The sequence below is a fragment of the Nonomuraea fuscirosea genome, assembly GCF_035917475.1.
GTDB lineage: Bacteria > Actinomycetota > Actinomycetes > Streptosporangiales > Streptosporangiaceae > Nonomuraea > Nonomuraea fuscirosea.
In genome coordinates, this window is record NZ_CP109074.1 from 2,374,827 (window position 1) to 2,395,631 (window position 20,805).

Consider the following 20,805-nt stretch of genomic DNA (forward strand, 5'->3'; position numbering starts at 1 on the left):
CCATGTGACCCGGGACCTCATGGTCTCTCCCTCGCCCCACCCCAGCACGACGACCCCCAGGCGCCCGCCACGCTCGCGGGCCCGCGCACGTCCCCGCCCGCGCTGCCCTCGCGACGTCACCCTCACCGCGCCACCGCCACGGCGCCACCATCACGGCGCCACCATCACGGCGCCACCATCACGGCGCCACCGTCTCCCGGGCCACCATCACGGCGTCACCACGTGCGACCGCGCCCGCATCCCCGAGGGCGGGGCGCCGGTGCGCCCCGCGGGGCCCGCCCTCTGACTCAGCGGTCGACGATCTCGTTCTTGCCGATGACCACGACCCCGCCCCTGGTCAGCGCGAACCGGGTGCGGTCGTAGTCGAGGTCGAAGCCGATCCGGGCGCCGTCCGGGATCACCACGTTCTTGTCGATGATCGCCTTGCGCACGATCGCGCCCCGCCCGACCTTGACGTTCTCCATCAGCACGGAGTCCTCCACCAGCGAGTGCGAGTGGAGCACGACCTTGGGCGACAGGATCGACCTGATCGCCGTGCCGCCGGAGACGATCACGCCGGGGGAGACCAGCGAGTCGATCGCCCGCCCGACCCGGTCGCCGTCGTTGTGCACGAACTTGGCCGGCGGCAGCGGATCGTGCCCGGTGAAGATCGGCCACTTGTCGTTGTAGAGGTTGAACACCGGATGCGCCGAGATGAGGTCCATGTGGGCCTCGTAGTAGGCGTCGAGGGTGCCGACGTCGCGCCAGTAGCCGCGGTCGCGCTCGCTGGAGCCGGGGACGATGTTGTTGGCGAAGTCGTAGACGTCGGCGCCGCCCGACTTGACCAGCATCGGGATGATGTTTCCGCCCAGGTCGTGCTTGCTGGTCGGGTCGAGCGCGTCCTCTCGCAGCGCGTCGATCATCGACTGCGTCTTGAACACGTAGTTGCCCATCGAGGCGTACACCTCGTCGGGGGAGTCGGCCAGCCCGACCGCGTCCTTCGGTTTCTCCCTGAACGCGACGATCCGGCGGCCCTCGGGGTCGGTCTCGATCACGCCGAACTGGTCGGCCAGCGACAGCGGCTGCCTGATCGCCGCCACCGTCACGTCCGCCCCGGAGTCCTCGTGCTGCTCGACCATCTGCCGCGGATCCATCCGGTAGATGTGGTCGGCGCCGAACACGATCACGTGCTCGGGCATCTCGTCGTAGATCAGGTTCAGGTTCTGAAACAGCGCGTCCGCCGAGCCGGAGAACCAGCGCGGCCCGAGCCGCTGCTGCGCCGGCACCGGGGTGACGTAGTTGCCCAGCATCGCCGACAGCCGCCAGGTCCGTGAGACATGCCGGTCAAGGCTGTGGTTCTTGTACTGCGTCAGTACGACGATCTTCAGGAATCCGCCGTTCGCGAGATTGGACAGCACGAAATCGATGAGCCGATACATCCCCCCGAACGGCACCGCCGGTTTCGCCCGATCCGCCGTCAGCGGCATCAGCCTCTTACCCTCTCCACCTGCCAGCACGACCGCAAGCACCCTCCGGGACCTCATGTCCAGGACGCTACCCTCAAATGGCCGATCTATCGACGAAAGCCCGCACGGTGAACTTCCTGCGTGTCCTGATTTGGTCACGGATGTACGAACCCAAGTGCCCGACCTTGGGCTTGTCGATGTGTTCCCGTTGCCCGCGCCCCCTTTAAGGTCTTCTCATGCGCGTTGATCTGCTCAGCCGGGAGTACCCGCCCGAGGTGTACGGCGGGGCCGGGGTGCACATGGAATATCTGGCCAGGGAGCTGCGGAAGCTGGCCGACGTACACGTGCGCTGCTTCGGGGCCGCGCGCGCCGAGGCGGGCGTCTCGGCCTACCGGGTGCCGGCCGGGCTGGAGGGCGCCAACGCCGCCCTCCAGGTGCTCGGCGTGGACCTGGAGATGGCCGCCGCCTGCGCCGGCGCCGACGTCGTCCACTCCCACACGTGGTACGCCAACTTCGCCGGGCATGTCGCGAAGATGCTGCACGGCGTGCCCCACGTGATCACCACGCACAGCCTGGAGCCGCTGCGCCCGTGGAAGGCCGAGCAGCTCGGCGGCGGCTACACGATCTCGTCCTGGGCCGAGCGCACCGCGCTGGCCGCCGCCGACGCGGTGATCGCGGTGTCGGAGGGCATGCGGCGCGACGTGCTCGCCGCCTACCCGGAGATCCCGCCCGAGCGGGTCAGCGTGATCCACAACGGCATCGACACGGCCCAGTACGCCCCCGACCGCGCGACCGACGTCCTGGCCAAGCACGGGGTCGATCCCGACCGGCCCTATGTCGTCTTCGTCGGCCGCATCACCCGCCAGAAGGGCCTGGTCCACCTCCTGCACGCGGCGCGCTCCTTCGACCCGCAGGCGCAGCTCGTGCTCTGCGCGGGCGCGCCCGACACCCCGGAGATCGCCGCCGAGGTGACCGAGCTGGTGCGCGGCCTCGACCGCGACGGCGTGCTCTGGATCCGGGAGATGCTGCCCAAGCCCGAGGTGATCCAGCTCCTGACGCACGCCACCGTGTTCGTCTGCCCGTCGGTCTACGAGCCGATGGGCATCGTCAACCTGGAGGCGATGGCCTGCGAGACGGCGGTGGTGGCCACGGCGACCGGCGGCATCCCCGAGGTGGTGGCCGACGGCGAGACCGGGCTGCTGGTGCCGATCTCCCAGGCCGCCGACGGCACCCCGCACGACCCCGAGCGCTTCGCCGCCGACCTGGCCGAGCGGGTCAACGCCCTGCTGCGCGATCCGGCGCGGGCGCGCGCCCTGGGGGTGGCGGGCCGTGAGCGGGCCATCGAACACTTCTCGTGGGAGCGCATCGCCCACCGCACGCTGAAGCTCTACACGTCACTGACGGGCTGAGCCCGCCTCCCGCCGGAACAGGGCGCGGGCGGCCGGGAAAGGGCCGCCCCGCCGGCGCGGGCCGGCGGGGCGGGATGGTCGTCGGACGGTGGTCGTCGGGCGGTGATCAGCGGACGCGTTCGAGCACCACGATCGGGATCTCCCGGTCGGTCTTCTTCTGGTACTCGTCGTAGTCGGGCCAGGTCCTGGCCATGACGCGCCACATCTCCGGCCGTTCCTCCGGGGTTGCGGTGCGGGCGCGGGCCTTGAACTTCTCGCCCTTCACCTGCACCTCCAGCTCCGGCTCCGCCTGCAGGTTCTTGAACCACTGCGGATGGTCGGGATCGCCGCCCTTGGACGCCACGACCAGGTGGTCGTCGCCGTACTTCTGGTAGATGAGCGGCGTGGTGTAGGGCCGGCCCGACTTGCGCCCCTTGGTGGTCAGGAGCAGGACCGTGGTGTTGTTCCAGTCGTGGCCCTCAGCGCCGTCGGTTTCCTGGTACCGCTGGACATGTTCCTTGCCGTAGAGCATGGGCTCCCTCTACCCCAGGGCGGCGTGACCTCACCGTTACGCGCCGGGGTCTGTACGGGAAGTTGACGCGGCTGGCACACTGCATTTGTGTAAGCGCTTACAGCAGCGATTATGAAAGCGCTTACATGAAAGGAAAGCCGCATGGACGTGACCATCTACGAAGTCGCCAAGCGGGCGGGCGTGTCGATCGCGACCGTGTCCAGGACGCTGCGCGGCACCGGCCCCGTGGCCGCCAGGACGCGGGAGAAGGTGCTCAAGGCCGTCGAGGAGCTCAACTACACGCCCAGCCGTCTGGGCGTCAGCCTCGCCGAGGGCCGCCACGCCGCCAACGGCATCGTCTTCCCCGACCTGGCCGGCCCGTACTACACGGAGGTCCTGCTCGGCTACGAGGAGGTCGCCTCCGAGCTGGGGCGCTCGGTGGTCATCCTGTCCACCAAGGGCCGCTCGAAGGTCGGCGACCTGGTCAAGGACCTCGCCGGACGGGTCGACGGCATGCTGATCTTCGGCCACGCCGTGCCCGAGCCGCTGGCCGCCGAGCTGGTCCGGCTGGGCGTGCGGCTGGTGTTCATCTCGCGCGACCCGCTGGCCGGCGCCGACACGCTGCGCAGCGAGAACATCGCCTCCGCGCGGGCGCTGGCGGCCCACCTGACCGGCCACGGCTACGAGCGGTTCGCCTTCCTCGGCGCGCCGCTGACCAGCCGGGACGACGTGGACGAGCGCTGGCAGGGCGTGAAACACCTGCTCGGCGGCGCGATCGAGGCCGTGGACACCGGTCAATACACCGTGGACCGCGGCTTCGAGGCGGCCAGGACCCTGCTCAAGGGCCGGAACCGGCCGCGGGCCATCATCTGCTCCGACGACGAGGTGGCGCTGGGGGCGCTGCTCGCCGCCGAGGAGCTCGGCCTGGAGGTGCCCGGCGACGTCGCCGTCACCGGCTGGGACGACATCATGGCCGCCCGGCACGCCCGCCCGGCGCTGACCACCGTACGGCAGCCGATGCGCGAGCTCGGCGCCCGCGCCGCCCGCGCGCTCGACGAACTGATCACCGGGACCCGCGACGTCCCGAAGCACCTCATCCTGACCACCGAGCTGGTCATCCGCTCCAGCTGTGGTCACCACCCCCAGGAGGTACGAACGTGAACACCACCACCCGGCGTGCCGCCGTCGGCGCGCTGGCTCTCGCGCTCGTGGCGGCCGGTTGCGGCCGCGACCCGCAGCAGGCGCCCGAGCAGGCGCAGGACGTCACGACCGGCAAGGTCACCGGGGAGGTCACGGTCTGGGCGATGGGCGAGGAGGGCAAGGCGCTCGGCGCCTTCGTCAAGGACTACGAGAGCGCCAACCCGGGCGTGAAGGTCAACGTGACGGCCATCGGCTGGGACGTGGCCCACGACAAGATCACCGCGGCCATCGCCGGCGGGGCCACGCCCGACGTCAGCATGATCGGCTCGACCTGGTCGGGCGAGCTGGCCAAGACCGGCGCGCTCGAACCCACCCCCGCCAACCTGGTCGACAAGGCCGCCTTCTTCCCCGGCGCCTGGCAGACCGTGGACGTCAACGGCACCGCGTACGGCGTGCCCTGGTACGTCGAGACCCGCGTCCTGTACTACCGCACCGACCAGGCCGGAAAGGCGGGCGTGAAACCCCCGGCGACCTGGGCGGAGTTCACCGCGTTCGCCAAAGCGCTCAAGGAGAAGGGCGGCGCGAAGAACGGCTTCCAGCAGAGCTACACCCAGGGCGCCTCCTGGCAGGAGGTGCTGCCGCTGATCTGGCAGGCGGGCGGCGAGATCGTCAAGGACGGCGCCTACACCTTCGACACGCCCGAGGCGGTGACCGCGCTCAAGCAGTACGCCTCGATGTTCGAGCAGAAGCTGGCCCCGAACAACACGCCCGAGGGCGCGTTCCCGCAGAGCTTCATCAAGGGCGAGATCGGCGGCTTCTTCTCCGGCCCGTGGATGATCGGCGTGCTGAACAACGACGGCGGCTCAGGGTTCTCGGACAAGTTCGACGTCGCCCCCTACCCCAAGGGCCCGGTGTCGGCGACGAGCTTCGTGGGCGGCTCCGACATGGCGGTGTTCAAGCAGGCGAAGAACCGCGACGCCGCCTGGTCGTTCATCAAGTGGCTGAGCGAGCCCCAGGTGCAGGCGAAGTGGTACACCACGGTCAAGGCGCTGCCCGCCGTCCAGGCCGCCTGGCAGGAGCCCGCGCTCAAGGCGGACAAGCAGCTCGCGGTCTTCGGCGAGCAGCTCAAGGACGCCAGGACACCGCCGCCGTTCCCGACCTGGGAGCAGGTGGCCCGGGTGCTGGAAGGCGAGCTGGAGAAGCTGGCCCGCGGCACCCAGACGCCCGAGCAGACGGCCAAGTCGATCCAGTCCCAGGCCGCCACCATCGGCACCGGCCTCTGAGCCGTGGCCGTCCGCACGAAGCAGGCGCCGGCCGCCCCGCCGCCGATCAGGATCAGGGGCGCGTTACGCCAGTCGGGCATCGGCTGGCTCTTCATCACGCCGTTCGTGGTCCTCTTCGCGGTCTTCTACCTGGGGCCGCTGCTGGTCGGCATCGGCATGAGCTTCACCGACATGCGCAGCACCGACGTGAGCGACCCGCTGGCCGTCGACCCGGTCGGCGTCGAGAACTATCTGCGGCTCATGAACGACGCCGCCATGCGCAGGGCGGCCGTCAACACCGTCGTCTTCGTGCTCACCACGCTGCCGCTGGCCGTCGGGCTCGGGCTGGCCGCCGCCGTGCTGCTGAACTCCGGCATCGCCCGTCTGCCCGCCGCGTTCTTCCGCCTCGGCTACTACCTGCCCAACATCACCAGCATCATCGGCATCGCGGTGGCCTGGAAGTTCCTGCTGGAGCCCGAGGCGGGGCTGGTCAACCGGCTGCTGGAGCTGGTGGGCGTCCAGGGCCCCAACTGGCTGCAGAACGAGAGCACCGCGCTGCCGTCCATCATCGTGATGACGGCCTGGCGCAGCTTCGGCTTCAACATGATCGTGCTGCTGGCCGCGCTGCAGAGCATCCCCAGGGAGCTGTACGAGGCCGCCGAGGTCGACGGCGCGGGCCGCTGGGCCCGCTTCCGCTCGGTCACCGTGCCCTCACTCCGCCCCGTGCTGCTGTTCTGCACCGTCTACAGCTCGGTCGGCTTCATGCAGTTCATGGAGGAGCCCCTGGTCATGACCAGGGGCGGGCCGCTCAACTCCACCCTGTCGGCCTCGCTGGCCATCTTCGGCCAGTTCGGGGTGGGCAACTACGGCTACGCCGGAGCCGCCTCGACGGTGCTGTTCACCGTCATCGTGGCGCTGGCCGTGCTGCAACTCAGGCTCGGGAGGCGCCGATGAGGAACGGGAGCACCCGCCGCCAGCGGGCGGTCGTCTACCTGGGGCTCGGCGTCGGCCTGGCCCTGGTCGCCGGCCCCTTCCTGTGGACGGCGCTCAGCTCGGTCAAGCCGGAACAGGAGATCAGGCGCGACCCGCCGACGTTCTGGCCGCAGACCTGGACGCTGGACAACTTCGCCGAGCTGTTCGACCGGGTCGACATCGGCACCGAGTTCGCCAACAGCACGTTCATCGCACTCGTGCTGGTCGCCACCAACCTGCTGTTCTGCTCCATGGTCGGCTACGCCTTCGCCAAGCTCCGCTTCCGTGGCCGGAACGTGGCCTTCGCGCTGGTGCTGGTGCAGCTCGCGATCCCGGCGATCGTGCTGATGATGCCGCAGTTCGTGCTGATCGCGAAGCTGGGCCTGGTCAACACGTTCATCGGGATCATCCTGCCCACCGTGGTGACGCCGCTCGGCGTGTTCATGATGCGGCAGTTCATCTCCGACCTGCCCGACGAGCTGATCGACGCGGCCCGGGTCGACGGCGCCAGGGAGTTCCGCATCTTCTTCCGGATCATCCTGCCGCTGTGCGGGCCGCCGCTGGCCACGCTCGGCCTGATCACGTTCCTCGGCGCGTGGAACAACTTCCTGTGGCCGGCCGTCGTCGCGCAGAGCGAGGACATGTACACCCTGCCGGTCGCGCTCAACATCCTCAACGGCCACGAGGCCACCCACTACAACCTCCTGGTCGCCGGATCGGTCGTGGTGATCGCGCCGATCCTGATCCTGTTCGTCTTCCTGCAGCGCTTCTTCATCCAGGGCATCGCCACCACCGGCCTCAAGTAGGGGAGCAACCCATGCGCAAGACGGTCCTGTCCGCACTGCTCGTGCTGTCCTTATCCGTGCCGGCCGGCGCCGCGAACGCCGCCGCCTCGCCGGTCCACAGCGGCACCGACGCCGTCCTGCTCCGCTACGCGAAGGACACTTGGCGCTCGATGGACGCCATGGTGGTGCCGGCCACCGGCCTGCCCGCCGACAAGGTCACCGGAGACCTCAGAACCCGCGCCGAGGTCACCTCGCCGACCAACATCGGCACGTACCTCTGGAGCACGCTCACCGCCCGCGACCTGCGCCTCATCAGCGGCGCCGACGCCACCGAGCGCGTCGGCCGGGTCCTCACCGCGCTCGAGCGGATGCACCGCAACACCCCCACCGGCCAGTACTACAACTGGTACGACCCCGCCACCCTCGCCGTCATCACCACCTGGCCCGACTCCGGCGACGTCGTGCGCCCCTTCGCCTCCAGCGTGGACAACGGCTGGCTGGCCGGCGCGCTCATGATGGTCCGCAACGCCGTCCCCCGGCACGCCGCCCGCGCCGACCGGCTGGTCAACTCCATGAACTTCCGCGCCTACTACGACCCGGCCGCCCGCCCCGACGCCGGCACCGGGTTGCTGCGCGGCGGCTTCTGGCCCGACCCGCCGGTCGAGTGCAACGTGGAGAGCGACTACGCCGGCACCGGCACGACCGTTTACTCCACCTGCCACCACTACGGCGCCCCCGCAGAGACCCGGATCGGCCAGTACGTGGGCATCGCGCTCGGCCAGCTGCCCCGCGAGAGCTACTTCGGCCCGTACCGCACCTTCCCCGACAACGGCTGCGACTTCGGCTGGCAGGAGCAGAAGCCGGTCGGGTCGTGGAAGACCTACCTCGGCGTGAACGTCTGGGAGGGCACCTACGGCTACCGCGGCATGCGCTTCGTCCCCAACTGGGGCGGATCGATGTTCGAGGCGCTCATGCCCGACCTGGTCGTCCCCGAGGCCGAGTGGGCGCCGAAGAGCTGGGGCCGCAACCACCCGGTCTTCGTCCGCGCCCAGATCGAGCACGGCCTGAAGGAGGCCCGCTACGGCTACTGGGGCTTCTCCCCGTCCAACGACCCCCACGGCACCTACCGCGTCTACGGCGTCGACCCGCTCGGCATGGACGAGCCCGGCTACACCTCCGACGAGGAGGAGACCCGCGTCGACTACGGCTACGAGGGCTGCCGCCCCGCCCAGCCGCAGCCGGCGAGCTTCGGGAACGGCGTGGTGACGCCGCACGCCAGCTTCCTGGCCCTCCCGTACGCCAGGAACGCCGCCCTGGCCAACCTGGCCAAGCTGCGGGCCGGCTTCGACGCCTACGGCCCCGGCGGCTTCTACGACGCGGTCGCGGTCCGCACGGGGGCCGTGTCCAAGTGGTATCTGGCACTCGACCAGGGCATGGTCATGGGCGCCCTGGGCAACGTGCTCGCGAACGGCAACCTGCACCGCTACTTCGCCGGCTCCGGCGTGGAGCACCGGCTCCGGCCGGTGATGGCGATCGAGGATTGGGATGTGCGATGAATCGAGGCACCCGCCGATGAGTACGGCCGCGCACCGCGACTGGCAGCAACGCGTCGGACAGGCGTCCGGCGAGACGACCGTCCCCGTGCCCGCGCTGGAGGCCCCCACCGGCCTGCGCGCGGTCCCGGGGGCCGGGCACGTGACGCTCACCTGGGATCCCGTGCCCGAGGCGATCGGCTACCTGGTGCACAGGGACGGGGTGCGCGCCGTGCCGCCCGAGGTGGACGTGCCCGCGGTGCCGTCCTGCCGGTTCGTGGACACCGGCCACGGGGCGGCCGCCTACACGGTGGCCGCCGTCATCGGCGCGGACGCGACCGGGCCGTTCTCCCCGCCCGTCGAGGCCGCCCCGCTGCCCGTCTCCGGCGCCGCCGCCGTCTCTGTGCAGGTGGACGCGCGGCGGGTGACGCGTGAGCTGCCCCGGCCGTGGGCGTACATGGTGGGCTCTGAGCACCTGTCCCACCTGCTCAGCACCGACGAGAGCGGCGGCCGGCCCATCGGCGAGGAGCTGGCCGACGCGCTGCGCCTCGTGCGCGAGCGGCTCGGCGTGCGCACGGTCAGGGCGCACGCCATCCTCGGCGACGACCTCGGCGTCTACAAGGAGGGCGAGCCGTACGACTTCTCCGGCGTGGACGCCGTCTACGACAAGGTCGTCTCGCTCGGGCTGCGGCCGATCGTGGAGCTCGGCTACATGCCCCGCGACCTGGCCGCCGACCCGTCCAGGACGGTCTTCGACTACGCGGCCGTCATCTCGCCCCCCAAGGACTTCGAGGCGTGGGGCGACCTGGTCAGGGCCCTCGTCGAGCACCTCGCCGCCCGCTACGGCATCCGCGAGCTGATCGACCACTGGGCCTTCGAGGTCTGGAACGAGCCGAACCTGTCCGTCTTCTGGTCCGGCACCCCCGAGGAGTACTTCCTGCTCTACGACGTCACCGCCGCCGCGGTGAAGAACGTCCACCCGGACCTGCGCGTCGGCGGCCCCTCCTCCGCCGCGAACGGCTGGGTCGAGGAACTGCTCGCGCACATCGCCGGATCGGGCGCGCCGCTCGACTTCGTCTCCACGCACACGTACGGGAACGCGCCGCTCGACTGGCGGCCCACGCTGGCCAGGCACGGCCACGACGTGCCCGTCTGGTGGACCGAGTGGGGGCCCACCCCGACCCACTTCCAGGGGATCGGGGACGGCGCGTTCGGGGCGGCGTTCGTGCTGCACGGCATGAAGTCGGCGGCCGGCCGCATCGAGGCGCTGTCGCACTGGGTGGCCTCGGACCACTTCGAGGAGGTGGGCCGGCCGCCCAGGCTCTTCCACGGCGGCTTCGGCCTGCTCACCGTCGGCAACCTGCGCAAGCCCCGCTTCCACGCCCTCGCCCTGGCCGAACGGCTCGGCGGCCTGGAGCTGGCGGCCGAGGCCGGGGGCGACGTGGGTGGCGTCGAGGTGTGGGCGGCCCGCCACGACGACGGCCGGGTCGGGGTGCTCGTCTGGAACGGCACCCTCAACAACGCCCAGGCGTCCGGGGCCGCCGAACTTGACCGTTCGATCACGCTCACCGTCGAGGGGTTGGAGGGCTCGTACACGCTGACCCATCACCGCATCGACGCCGATCACACGAACGTGGAGGCGGCCTGGCAGGCGATGGGCGGCGGGGACTGGCCGCAGGGTGCGCAGTGGGAGGAACTGCGCGCTTGTGACGAGCTGGCCGAGCTGGCTCCGCCCGCCACCGTCACCGGTCCCACGTTCACGATCACCTTCGACCTGCCCATGCCGGGGGTGAGCTTCCTCGAACTGACCCCCTGAGCCTGGCCACCTTCACCGGCCACCTTTCACCGGCGTCCTGCGCCGGCCCCTTGAACCGGCGGTTCTGTACGCGGGAGGCGCGCCGGTGAGAGCCTGTGCTAATGACCGATCCGGCCGAGGCGCTGGCCGCCCGCATCGAGCGGTTCGAGCAGGCCGCGGATCCCGAGCTGATCTGGGATCCCGCGGCGCTGGCCGAAGCCGAGCAGGCGATGCGGGCGTGCGCCGGCGACAGGACCGACGCCGCCGCCTGGCGGCTGATCGGCATGCTGCACCTGGCCCGCTACCGGCTCGACCAGCGCACCACGCAGGACGCCGCCGTGGCGGGCGCCTTCTTCGCCGCCGTGGCCGTGCTGGATCCCGGCCGCCTGCCGGAGAAGCTGCGCGGCTCCCGGCCGCCGGGCGAGTCGGCCGACACGTGGGCCGGGCTGGTGGAAGAGGTCTTCCAGCACGTGGACCCGGACGCCTACCGGCACGTGGGGTTGCTGATCCACGCCCTGGTCCGCCGGGCCATGGCCGACCCGGTGCCGGAGGTCTCCGACCGGCTCGGCCAGTTCCTGCTGCAGGAGTCCATGCGCGCCGCCGACCCCGCCTGGGCGCCGGGCGCGCTCGGGCTGGTCGGCGCGGGCCTGGTCCGCCAGTACACGCGCGGCGGGGAACGGCACGTCATCGCCGACGCGGTCCACATGCTGCTGCGGGCCGCGCTCGGGGCCCACGGCGACACCCTGTCCGCGGGCGAGCTGGCCGCCGCCCTGGCCCTGGCGGCGCCCGATGACGACGAGCTGGTCCGGGCGTACCTGGCGGCGGTCGAGACCCCGCCCGGCGGCCAGGACAGGTCACGGGCGCTGCTGACCCTCGTCGACCTCACCCAGGCGCGCGCCGCGGCGTCGTACGCGGACGAGGACCTGCTGGCGTTCATCAGGGTCGGGCAGTGCGCGCTGGACTTCTGGCACGAGCCGTGGGCCCATCCGGGGGTGCTGGCGCCGTACGCGGCGGGGCTGATCGAGTGGTTCGTCGTGACGGGGAACGAGAGCTCGCTGGAGGCCGGCCTGGAGATGCTGGACGCCCTGCACGTGACGCCGGACGAGACGTCGCGCGGACTCGGCACCGACCCCGTCGTCCGGCTAGGGCTCCTCGGCGACCGGCGCTGGCACCGCTACGGCGTCACCGGCGACCCCGCCGACCTGGACGCGGCCATCTCCGTCATGCGCCGAGCCGCCGACCTCTCCACCGCCGGCCACTCCGGCCTCAGCCGTCCTGGTTCCGGTGGTTCTGGGGCGGGTGGCTCCCAGCCGGGCGGTGCTCAGCCGAACGACCCCCTGGGCAGCGACCGTCTGGAGAGCGACCGTCTGGAGAGCGACCGTCTGGAGAGCGACCGTCTGGAGAGCGACCGTCTGGAGAGCGACCGTCTGGAGAGCGGACCCCGGGGGAGCGACCGTCTGGAAAACGGTCCTCTGGCTAGCGGTCCTCTGGGGGGCGGTTCGTCGGCGAGCGGGCATCCCGACCGGCCACGGCTGCTCACCAACCTGGCGAACGCGCTGCTCAGACGGGCCGTCGTGACCGGCGGCGACCCCACCGAACCGATCGCCGCCGCCCGCGCCGCCCTGGCCGCCCATGACGAGAAGGACCCGTCCAGGGCCACGACGCTGCTGCTGCTCGCCCAGGCCCTCAGACTCGACCTCACCATGGCCAACGCCGACGAGGCCCTCGCCGTGTTGCGCGAGGCGCTGGGGGCGTGGGAGCGGCTGACGTTCCGGACGGAGGCGTACGGGCTGGTGTCCGAGCTCCTGTGCTGGCGCGCCACCCAGACGGACGGCGGGCGCCGGGCCGACGACCTGCGCGAAGCCGTGCTGGCCGCCCGCCAGGGCGTCGAGCTGGCCACCAAGGCCTCCCACGACCAGAGCCCCGCCCAACGCAAGCTGTGCCGCGCGTTATTGGCCCGCCACTCGGCCTACGGCGACCCCCGCGACCTCACCGAAGCCCTGGCCCTGGCCGACGCAGCCGACCTCACTGACCTGCCCGAACTAACCCAGGCCCTGGACACCACCCTCACCCCACCACCTCCTGCGACCGCTACCCCTGGGACCGCCACCCCTGGGACCGCCAGTTCTGTGGCTGTCGGCCCTGGGACTGCCGCTCCTGGGACCGTCGGCCCTGGGACTGGCGCTCCTGGGACCGTCAGCTCTGGGACTGGCGCTCCTGGGAGCGTCGGCCCTGGGATCACGAGCCCTGTTGTCGACCCTGGCGCAGCTGATCCTGCCACTCCGGTTCCCGGCCTTTCGGCCTCCGCACCCCCAGCCCCCGGTGTTCCGGCCCCCATTGCCCCTGGGCCGGTCGCTTCAGGGCCGCGCACCCGACAGCCGCTCACCCAACAGTCGGTCCCCCCAGGGCGGGTCGCACCCGAGTCGGTCCCATCGGGGCCGGCCGCCTCGGGGCCCACCCCGACGAAGCCCGTCACGCCGGCTCCCGAGACGCCGGCCTCCACGTCGGTCCCGGAGGCGCCAGCCGGCACGGCAGCCCCGCAGACGCCGGCATCCACGTCGGTCCCGGAGCTGCCAACCTCCAGGGTCCCGGAGCGGCCAGCCTCCGCGGCAGCCCCGGAGGCCCCAGCTCTCGACAACTCAGCTTCCGACACCCCGGTGCCTTCCACGCCTTCCACTCATGCCCCCGACCGGCGGCCGTCGTTGGTCGTGGATGAGCAGCTTGCGGTGGCCGCCACCGAGTTGGCCATGCGTTCTCCGGACGAGGACCTGGCGCTCAAGTTGCTGCGGCTGGCCGAGCTCAGGGCCGAGGGGAGCGGGGAGCGGGGCGAATTCCTGCTGGGGACCGCGCTGCGGCTGGCCGAGGCGGGGCGCTCGCGTGCTGCGGGCGTGGTGCTGGAACGGGCGGCGGTGGCCTTCGAGGCGGCCGGGCTGCGGTCGCGGGCGGCCTACGCGCTGTCGCGGCTGGGAGCGGGTCACGAGGCGTCGGGGGAGCCGTCCCGTGCTCTGGAGGCGTACGAACGCTCGGCGGCCGTCTACCACGACCTCGACGACCCCGCAGCCGAGGCGCGCCAGTTCGGCCACATGGGCGCGCTCCACCTGAGGACCGGCGATCCCGCCCGCGCCGTGGAGCACCACATGCGCGCCGTGGCCCGGTGCGAGGAGGCCGGACTGCCGGAGGACGAGGCGCTGCACCAGGACGCCGCGGCCGTGGCGCACCTCGCCGCCGGGAATCCGGAGGAGGCCGTCTCCTGCGCGGCCAGGTCACGCGCGCTCCACCTCGCGCTCGGCGAGAGCGTCGCCGCCGCCAAGGCGCTCGTCCACGCCGCCAGGGCGGCCGTCGACCAGGACGACCTCACCGCCTCCGCGGAACGCATGGCCGCCTGCGCCATCGAACTGGAGGCCGCCGGAGCGTGGGAGGAGGCGTGCGCGGCGCTCGACGCCCACGCCGTCCTGCTGTCCGGGCGGGGACATCCCGGCTACGCCGCCGCCTGCGAGACCAGGCTGGTGGAGGTCGTCCGGCGCAAGGGGCGGCGGCGCGAACCCGCCGACGAGTGGTACCGGATCGCGCAGCGCCGCCGTGGCCGCGGGGACGTCGACGGCGCCAGGGTCGCCTTCGACCTGGCCGAACGCGAGTACGAGGCCATCGGACACCACGACGGAGCCGGGGCCGTCCGCTACAACCTGGGCTGCCTGGCGTACGCGGAGGGTGATGCGGAACGGGCGCTGGCGGCGTTCGGGGCGGCGGCGGAGGCGTTCGCCGGGCTGCGGTCGCGGGCGAAGGAGGCGGCGGCGCTGAGCATGCGCGCCGCCTGCCTGACGGCCCTCGACCGCGCCGACGAAGCCCCGGACGACCTCGAACGGGCCCTGGAGCTGGCCGCCGCCGAGGGTGACCTGGAGACGCTGCTGATCGCCACCCTCGGCCGCGCCGCGGTGGGCGTGGAGCTGGGCGAGCTCAGGGAGGCCGGTGAACGCCTGCAATCGGCGCTCGGCCTGGCCGCCGGGGACGCGCTCAAGGAAGCCGTCGTCCACGACCGCCTGGCCGCGCTCGCCGCCCGTACCGGAGACCTCGGAGCCCGCACGCGGGCCCTGGAGGCGGCCCTGGCGGGCTTCCGCGACGGGGGGCGGCACCGGCTGGCCGCGCTCGCCTCGATCAAGCTGGGCTTTGCTTTGGAGGCGCACGGCGAGTTCCGCCGGGCCAGGGCCGCGCTGGAGGAGGGCCTCACCGGCCTGGAGACGGCCGACGACGCGCTCGCTTCGGCGGGAGCGCCGTTCGAGATCATCGCGGCCATGGCGGGGGAGCTGGACGCCGCCGTCCTGTCCCGCCTGGCCGGCATCCAGCTCGATCTCGGCGACCTCACTCGCGGCCGCGCCACCCTGACCAGAGCTCTGGCCTCTCTCGGTACGGGCGGCCGGCGCGCGGAGGCGTCGGAACGCCTGCGCTCCTGGCTACGCCTGGCCGAGGCGGAATCAGCCGGCGACCTCCCCACGGCCCGCACCCTCGCCCAGACCTTCCTCACCAACCTCCCGCCCACCACCCCACCCGACCCAGGTAGGGCTTCGCGCGGCCCGATCATCGCTTCGCCTGGCTCGGGCGCAGTCCCAGCCGGCTCGACTACCGCTCCGCCCGGCCCGCCCACCGGTCTGCCCGGCCCGGCCGGTTCAGATGGCGACCGTGAGCTCGCCGACCGTTCCCATCTCCTGGCCAGGCTCTCGTTCTACTGCCGCGAGCTGGGCGACCTCCCCGCCGCCTACGACCATGCCGTTCAGGGGTACGAGCTGCGTGACGAACGGATCGTCGAACACCTGCGGAACATGGGCGCGGCGGCCACCGAGCTGGGCCGGGCGGAGGAGGCGGTCACCCATCTGTCCAGGGCGGTCGAGCTGGCCCGCGACGAGGGCATCGCGTTCCCCGCCCACCTCGTCCAGTCCCTCGGCCTTCTCGCCGCCGCCCTCGCCGACCTGGGCCGCTGGTCCGAGGCCGCGCGGGCGTACGAGGAGAGTCTCGCCCTGGTCGAGGCCCCCATCTGGCGCGCGCTCCGAGTCCCGATGCTGACCGGCCGCGCCGACCTCCACCTCAAGCTCGGCGAGCTGGACGAAGCCGCGGCCCGCTACCACGAGGCCATCGCGCTCGGCGAGGAACTGGGCGCCCCCGCCGGCCTCGCCTCCGCCTACGCCGGCCTGGCCCTGGTCCACGACCTGCGCGGAGAGCCCGCGCAGGGCCGCCCCTTCGCCGACCGGGCCCTGACTCTGGACCGAGAACACGGCCGCCACCGCAGCACGGTCCTTACCCTTCTCGCCCTCGCCCGCCTGGAACGCGCCGCACGGACTGAGGAGGCGGCCAAGGGGGCGGAAGCGGCGTTGGATCGGGACGCGGAAGCGCGTTCAAGGGAGGCTCTGACCAGGACGGCGCAGCTTGGGCAGACATGGCTGGAAGAAGCGCTCGTCCTGTCGCAGGAGATCGATTTCCGCGCCGGAGAGGCCGTCGCGCTCGCCCACCTGGGCGCCCTCGACCTCGCCGCCGCCCACAATGTCCACAAGGCCCGCACCGCCGCCGACACCGCCGCCGACACCGCCGCCGACACCGCCGCCGACACCGCCGCCGACACCGCCGCCGACACCGCCGCCGACACCGCCGCCGACACCGCCGCCGACACCGCCGCCGCTGCCGACACTCACACGGAGGAAGACGCCGAGTCCCGCACTCGCGCCTACGCCGCCGCCCACCGCCGGTTGTCGGCGGCGATCGAGCTGCTGGCCGACCTGGGGCATGACCTGGAGCTCGCCACCGCCTGCCACCACCGCTCGATCGCCGCCGAAGAGCTGGGCGACCTCCCCGCCGCCCTCGCCGACGCCGAACGAGCCCACGCCCTGGGTCACGAAGCCGCCCAAGACCGCGTGATCCGCCTGGCAGCCCACCTGAAGCAGGGCATGACAGCCTGGACCCACGCCGAACAGGCCGGACACCACACCCTCACCACCCACCTCGACCCGGAGCATCAGCCGCCTTCTCCCGGCATGCCCGCCACCCCTTCCAGCCCCCGAGCCTGGCCGGCTCCCTACGGCGTCCCTGCCGAGCTGCTGGAAACAGAGCGGCGAGGGCTGGAGGCCGTTCGCACGCTCACGTCGGCCGCCGTCAACACCCGCGACCCGGAACGCGCCGCGCACCTCATCCACCGCGCCCAAGCCGCCCAAGCCGATCTGGACGGTCTCTGGACCCGCATGGAGCCCCTGGCCCCCGACCACGTCGCCCTGCGCCGAGGCACTCCGCCCAGCAGCGCCGAGCTCGACGCCCTCGTCAACGCCCCTGGGACCGGTGTGGTGACGGCGCTGCTCGGATTCCATGTCGGGGAGGAAACGGTGACCGTGCTGGCTCATCGCACCGGCTGGGCCGAGCCGCGGGCCTTCCCCACCGCGGCCGACCGCCCCCTCCTGGCCGAATTCCTGCGCACCGCAGAGGGCCGCCGACCCGATCTGCTCGACATCGAGGCCCGCCGTCACCGTGCGGACCTCTGGCGCCGCCTGGCCGACCTCCTGCTGTCAGAGGCGGTCCGAGCCCTGGGTGACCACGTGGACCTGCTCCACCTGTTCCCGCACGCCGCTCTGCACCGCATCCCGCTGCACGCCCTGGCCCCGGACGGCCGCCCGCTGCTCGAACGGTTCCCCGTCGCGTACGCTCCCTCCGCCGCCGCCCTGTCGAGGCTGGCGAAAAGGGCCCCGTCGCGTGGCGGCCACTCTCTGGTGCTCACCTTCACCCCGGATGCCGCCGAGCGCCCGGTGGTGGAGTCCGAGGCGCGGGACGCAGCCGCCCTGCTCGGCACCACCCACCGCCAGGCCACCACGAACGCCCTGACCAGAAGCCCCCAGAACGGCTCGTGGCACGTGGTGCACCTGGCCTGCCGCGCCGTCGAGGATCCGGCCGACCCGTTCGCCGCGGGCATCCGCCTCGCCGACGGCCTCCGCACCGCCCGCGACCTCATGAGCACGCGCCTGGACGCCGGCCTCGTCCTCGTCACCGCCCACGAGACCACGCACCGGACGAACCGCGAGCCCGCCCCCGAGACGGTCCACGGGGCCGGTCTGCACGACGGTCTGGCCGGGCTCGGGTACGGGTTGCTGCACGCAGGTGCCGGAGCCGTGGTGCTCTCGCTGTGGCCGGTGTCCGCCGAGATCACCCGCGCACTCATGCGCGACCTGCACACCAGCCTCCGCGCGGGCGCCGGCCCGGCCCAGGCCCTGCGCGCCGCCGTACTCGGCCTGCGTGAGCTCTACGGACCCGCGGAACCGGAGCTGTGGGCGTCGTACGTGCTGGTCGGCCTTCCCGACGGCGTCCCGGCCACCGGCGACTACAGGTAGGACCTGGCGGCGCTCACCAGCTCGGCCGCCGCGTCGCGCGTGTCGACGTGGATGGCCAGCTCCGGAGTGCGTTCGCGCACGTCCTGGTCGCGGATCGCGAACACGGCCGGCGCCACCCCGACGTCGCCGTAGCGGCCGGTCACCGCCTGCCCGATCGCCCGGCGCACGTCGCGGACCACCTCGCGCGTGGTGTGGCCGGCGCCGGAGGCGGCGAGGTAGCCGAGCATGCCGGCGAAGCGCAGCTCGCCCTCGGCGGCGGGGCTCTGCTCGGGCAGCACGGGCCGGTCCAGCCAGAACACCCGGCCCACCAGGAACGCCTCGTAGCCGTCGTCGCCGAGCACGCGCGCCGTCCCGGCGAGCAACTCGCCGAACTCGGCCAGCTCCGCCTCGGGCGGCAGGTCCGTGGTGACGAACAAGGGCACGATCAGCGAGTCGAGCATGTGACTATCCCTCCGTGAGGTGCCTCATCGTAGGATGCCCCACCGACAATCTCGGTGCTCGCCACACGCAGGAGTGCGAAGGCCCACATGCAGGTCTCCGGAGAGGCTGTGCGAAGACCCACGCACAGGTCCCGGCGAGGCCGTGCGTAGGATCGCGGGAATGGCGACGGCTCTTCTGATCACCGGCACCGTGGGCGCGGGCAAGACGACGGTGGCCGACTTCGCGGGCGACCTGCTCATCGAGGCGGGCGTGCCCAACGCGGTCATCGACCTCGACTGGCTCCGCCGGGCCTGGCCGGCGCCCCCGCGCGACCCGTACAACGGCGCCCTGACCCTGCGCAACCTGCGCGCCGTCGCCGCGAACTTCGTGGCCGCCGGAGCCGAGCGGCTCGTGCTCGCGGGCGTCATCGAGAGCCGGCGGGAGCGGCTCGCCCACGAGGAGGCGCTCGGCGTCCCGCTCACGGTCTGCCGCGTGCACGTGGATCTCTCATTGGTACGCCGCCGGCTGCGCTCCCGCCACGCCCTCGACCCCAAGGCGCTTGACCGCCACCTCGAAAGGTCAGGGGAATTGCAGTCGATCCTCGACGCGGCCGGGGTTGACGACTACGCCGTGGACGGGACGCACGGCACTCCCGAGGAGGTCGCCGCCCGCGTGTTGCGGGGCTGGCAGGCGTAGTAGAGGGCGGTCAGCGTTCGGTCCACTCGTCCTCCAGCGCCGAGTGCACGATCGAGTCGCGCCACCCCGCCGGCGTGTGCAGGTGGTGCCTGATGCGGCCCTCCTCGACCATCCCGGCCGTCAGCATCGCGAGCTGGGCGGGCAGGTTGGCGGGGGAGCGGGCGCCCCAGATGCGGTGCAGCCCGAGCTGCTTGAACCCGAACGACAGCAGCAGCCGGACGAGGTCGGTCCCGATCCCGCGCCCCCACTGGTCGCGGTGGAGCCCGAAGCCGATCTCGGCGCTGTGCGGGTGCTCGGCCTCGATCAGCAGGCGCGCGACCCCGATGATGTCGCAGCGCGCGCTGTCGACGACGGCCAGCACGTAGAGGCGGCGCGGCTCGGCCGCGGAAGCCTCGATGGCCTCGTCGACCAGCCGTTCGACCTCGCGCAGGCTGCGCGGCGGGAACGGCATGTGCTGGGTGGCGACGCGGTCGCCGTAGATGGCGTGCAGGGCGGGAGCGTCGGCCTCCGTGATGTCACGGAGGCCGAGACGATCGCCCTTGCGGACCACGCGGCGCATGCGCAGAAGGTAACGCGAGTCCCGTGATCTCTACAAGCCCTTGTCAAGTCGCGAGTTGACTTCCGTAAGCTCGGGCGACAAGTTCGGCGACGGCGCTGTGGGGGCCGAGGGGCTCCGCGTGGCCCGCCTCGATCGCCGCCGCGGCCTGTTCGACGACGCTCACGGGGGCCTCGTGGCCGATCATGCAGGGCGCGATGGCCAGCCGTTCCGCGCCCGCCGAGCGCAGCCGCTGGGCCGCCGCCGGCACGCCGGGGTCGCTGTCGAGCGAGGCGGCCACGACCGGCAGCGTGAGCCTGGAGGCCAGGAGCACCGCGGTGGCCTGCACGGCCCCCACGGCCCTGATCCCGCCCACGGTGCCGAGGATGACGCCGTCGACGGGGCTGGAGACGTTCAGCAGGCGGACGCGGTCGGCCCGCGCCAGGCCGCGCTCGGCCAGGCGAATGTGCAGGACCTCGGCCAGCAGCGGGTGCGGGCCCAGCGCCTCGGTCACCACCGCCCCCGTGCCTGCGGCGGCCACGGCCTTGCCGATCTCGGCCATCACGACGGGGTCGTCCCAGGTGAGCAGGGGTACGACGACGGCGTCGCGGCCGGAGGGCAGGGAGTCCGCGAGGTCGGTGACGCTCGTGAGGCGCACCTCGATCTGCGGATTGTCGACGCGGACCACTGCCGCTATCTCCTCGGCCACGCCGGTGACGCCGCCCGGTGTGGCGAGCACGAGCATCGGGGCGTCGGGGGGCAAGGACGTGGGCACGGGACGGCGGTGTCGGCCGCCGCCCGGCCGGGGGGAACGTTCTCGTACAGGCAGGCTCACAGGCGCGCAGTTTATGCCTAATCGACGGTGGGTGTTCCAGGAATCGATGGCGATTGCGTCACAACCCGGAGCGTGTGATCGAGATTACATCGTGATCTCGCGGCACATTGACTTACCCGTACAAAACGGAAAAC

General features: G+C 72.3%; 16 protein-coding genes. 9 read left to right on the plus strand and 7 right to left on the minus strand.

Annotated features, from left to right (window positions below):
* Positions 1 to 287: 287 nt before the first annotated feature.
* Positions 288 to 1,523 carry a glucose-1-phosphate adenylyltransferase gene (gene glgC, locus OIE67_RS10655; RefSeq protein WP_106249675.1) on the minus strand — a complete coding sequence of 412 codons (1,236 nt, stop codon included), beginning with the start codon at positions 1,521 to 1,523 and terminating at the stop codon, positions 288 to 290.
* Positions 1,524 to 1,681: 158 nt separating this feature from the next.
* On the opposite strand from glgC, the gene glgA reads away from it, so the two are divergent.
* Positions 1,682 to 2,854 (plus strand): glycogen synthase, encoded by a 1,173-nt coding sequence (gene glgA / locus OIE67_RS10660; protein WP_326639052.1) that lies wholly within the window; start codon positions 1,682 to 1,684, stop codon positions 2,852 to 2,854.
* A 106-nt stretch (positions 2,855 to 2,960) separates the two neighbouring features.
* On the opposite strand, the gene OIE67_RS10665 is transcribed toward glgA, so the two are convergent.
* Entirely contained in the window at positions 2,961 to 3,365 is a 405-nt protein-coding gene (locus OIE67_RS10665; protein ID WP_106249672.1) for a nitroreductase family deazaflavin-dependent oxidoreductase, read from the minus strand.
* Between the two features lie 141 nt (positions 3,366 to 3,506).
* Between OIE67_RS10665 and OIE67_RS10670 the strand changes: the two genes are divergently transcribed.
* From OIE67_RS10670 to OIE67_RS10695, 6 genes are read left to right on the plus strand one after another with little or no spacing between them, the layout of a single operon-like run.
* Entirely contained in the window at positions 3,507 to 4,505 is a 999-nt protein-coding gene (locus OIE67_RS10670; RefSeq protein ID WP_326639053.1) for a LacI family DNA-binding transcriptional regulator, read from the plus strand.
* Positions 4,502 to 5,767, plus strand: coding sequence for a sugar ABC transporter substrate-binding protein (locus OIE67_RS10675; protein ID WP_326639054.1), 1,266 nt, complete (start codon positions 4,502 to 4,504; stop codon positions 5,765 to 5,767). Before OIE67_RS10670 ends, OIE67_RS10675 begins: the two co-directional genes overlap by 4 nt.
* Positions 5,768 to 5,770: 3 nt before the next feature.
* On the plus strand, positions 5,771 to 6,700 hold the full coding sequence (locus tag OIE67_RS10680) for a carbohydrate ABC transporter permease (protein WP_219912309.1): 930 nt from the start codon (positions 5,771 to 5,773) through the stop codon (positions 6,698 to 6,700).
* Positions 6,697 to 7,524, plus strand: coding sequence for a carbohydrate ABC transporter permease (locus tag OIE67_RS10685; protein WP_326639056.1), 828 nt, complete (start codon positions 6,697 to 6,699; stop codon positions 7,522 to 7,524). Before OIE67_RS10680 ends, OIE67_RS10685 begins: the two co-directional genes overlap by 4 nt.
* 11 nt (positions 7,525 to 7,535) lie before the next feature.
* Positions 7,536 to 9,059 (plus strand): glucoamylase family protein, encoded by a 1,524-nt coding sequence (locus OIE67_RS10690; RefSeq protein ID WP_326639058.1) that lies wholly within the window; start codon positions 7,536 to 7,538, stop codon positions 9,057 to 9,059.
* A gap of 16 nt (positions 9,060 to 9,075) precedes the next feature.
* On the plus strand, positions 9,076 to 10,851 hold the full coding sequence (locus tag OIE67_RS10695; RefSeq protein ID WP_326639060.1) for a GH39 family glycosyl hydrolase: 1,776 nt from the start codon (positions 9,076 to 9,078) through the stop codon (positions 10,849 to 10,851).
* 98 nt (positions 10,852 to 10,949) lie between these two features.
* On the opposite strand, the gene OIE67_RS10700 is transcribed toward OIE67_RS10695, so the two are convergent.
* Together OIE67_RS10700 and OIE67_RS10705 are read right to left on the minus strand one after the other, a co-directional pair.
* On the minus strand, positions 10,950 to 11,300 hold the full coding sequence (locus OIE67_RS10700; RefSeq protein ID WP_326639062.1) for a hypothetical protein: 351 nt from the start codon (positions 11,298 to 11,300) through the stop codon (positions 10,950 to 10,952).
* Positions 11,301 to 11,314: 14 nt separating this feature from the next.
* The gene (locus OIE67_RS10705; RefSeq protein WP_326639064.1) at positions 11,315 to 11,956 is read right to left on the minus strand and encodes a hypothetical protein; all 642 of its coding nucleotides are present in this window, start codon (positions 11,954 to 11,956) and stop codon (positions 11,315 to 11,317) included.
* 1,582 nt (positions 11,957 to 13,538) lie between these two features.
* Here OIE67_RS10705 and OIE67_RS10710 point away from each other — a divergent pair.
* Positions 13,539 to 18,185, plus strand: coding sequence for a CHAT domain-containing protein (locus OIE67_RS10710; RefSeq protein ID WP_326639065.1), 4,647 nt, complete (start codon positions 13,539 to 13,541; stop codon positions 18,183 to 18,185).
* Here the strand turns inward: OIE67_RS10710 and OIE67_RS10715 are convergent.
* Positions 18,176 to 18,625, minus strand: coding sequence for a hypothetical protein (locus OIE67_RS10715; protein ID WP_106249657.1), 450 nt, complete (start codon positions 18,623 to 18,625; stop codon positions 18,176 to 18,178). The two genes, OIE67_RS10710 and OIE67_RS10715, sit on opposite strands and share 10 nt — an antisense overlap.
* A 160-nt stretch (positions 18,626 to 18,785) precedes the next feature.
* On the opposite strand from OIE67_RS10715, the gene OIE67_RS10720 reads away from it, so the two are divergent.
* Positions 18,786 to 19,301 (plus strand): adenylyl-sulfate kinase, encoded by a 516-nt coding sequence (locus OIE67_RS10720; RefSeq protein WP_326639066.1) that lies wholly within the window; start codon positions 18,786 to 18,788, stop codon positions 19,299 to 19,301.
* A 10-nt stretch (positions 19,302 to 19,311) separates the two neighbouring features.
* Here the strand turns inward: OIE67_RS10720 and OIE67_RS10725 are convergent, their stop codons facing one another.
* Both OIE67_RS10725 and OIE67_RS10730 read right to left on the minus strand, forming a co-directional pair.
* Positions 19,312 to 19,860 carry a GNAT family N-acetyltransferase gene (locus OIE67_RS10725; RefSeq protein WP_326639067.1) on the minus strand — a complete coding sequence of 183 codons (549 nt, stop codon included), beginning with the start codon at positions 19,858 to 19,860 and terminating at the stop codon, positions 19,312 to 19,314.
* A gap of 43 nt (positions 19,861 to 19,903) precedes the next feature.
* Positions 19,904 to 20,611 carry a sirohydrochlorin chelatase gene (locus OIE67_RS10730; RefSeq protein WP_326639068.1) on the minus strand — a complete coding sequence of 236 codons (708 nt, stop codon included), beginning with the start codon at positions 20,609 to 20,611 and terminating at the stop codon, positions 19,904 to 19,906.
* Between the last annotated feature and the right edge of the window lie 194 nt (positions 20,612 to 20,805).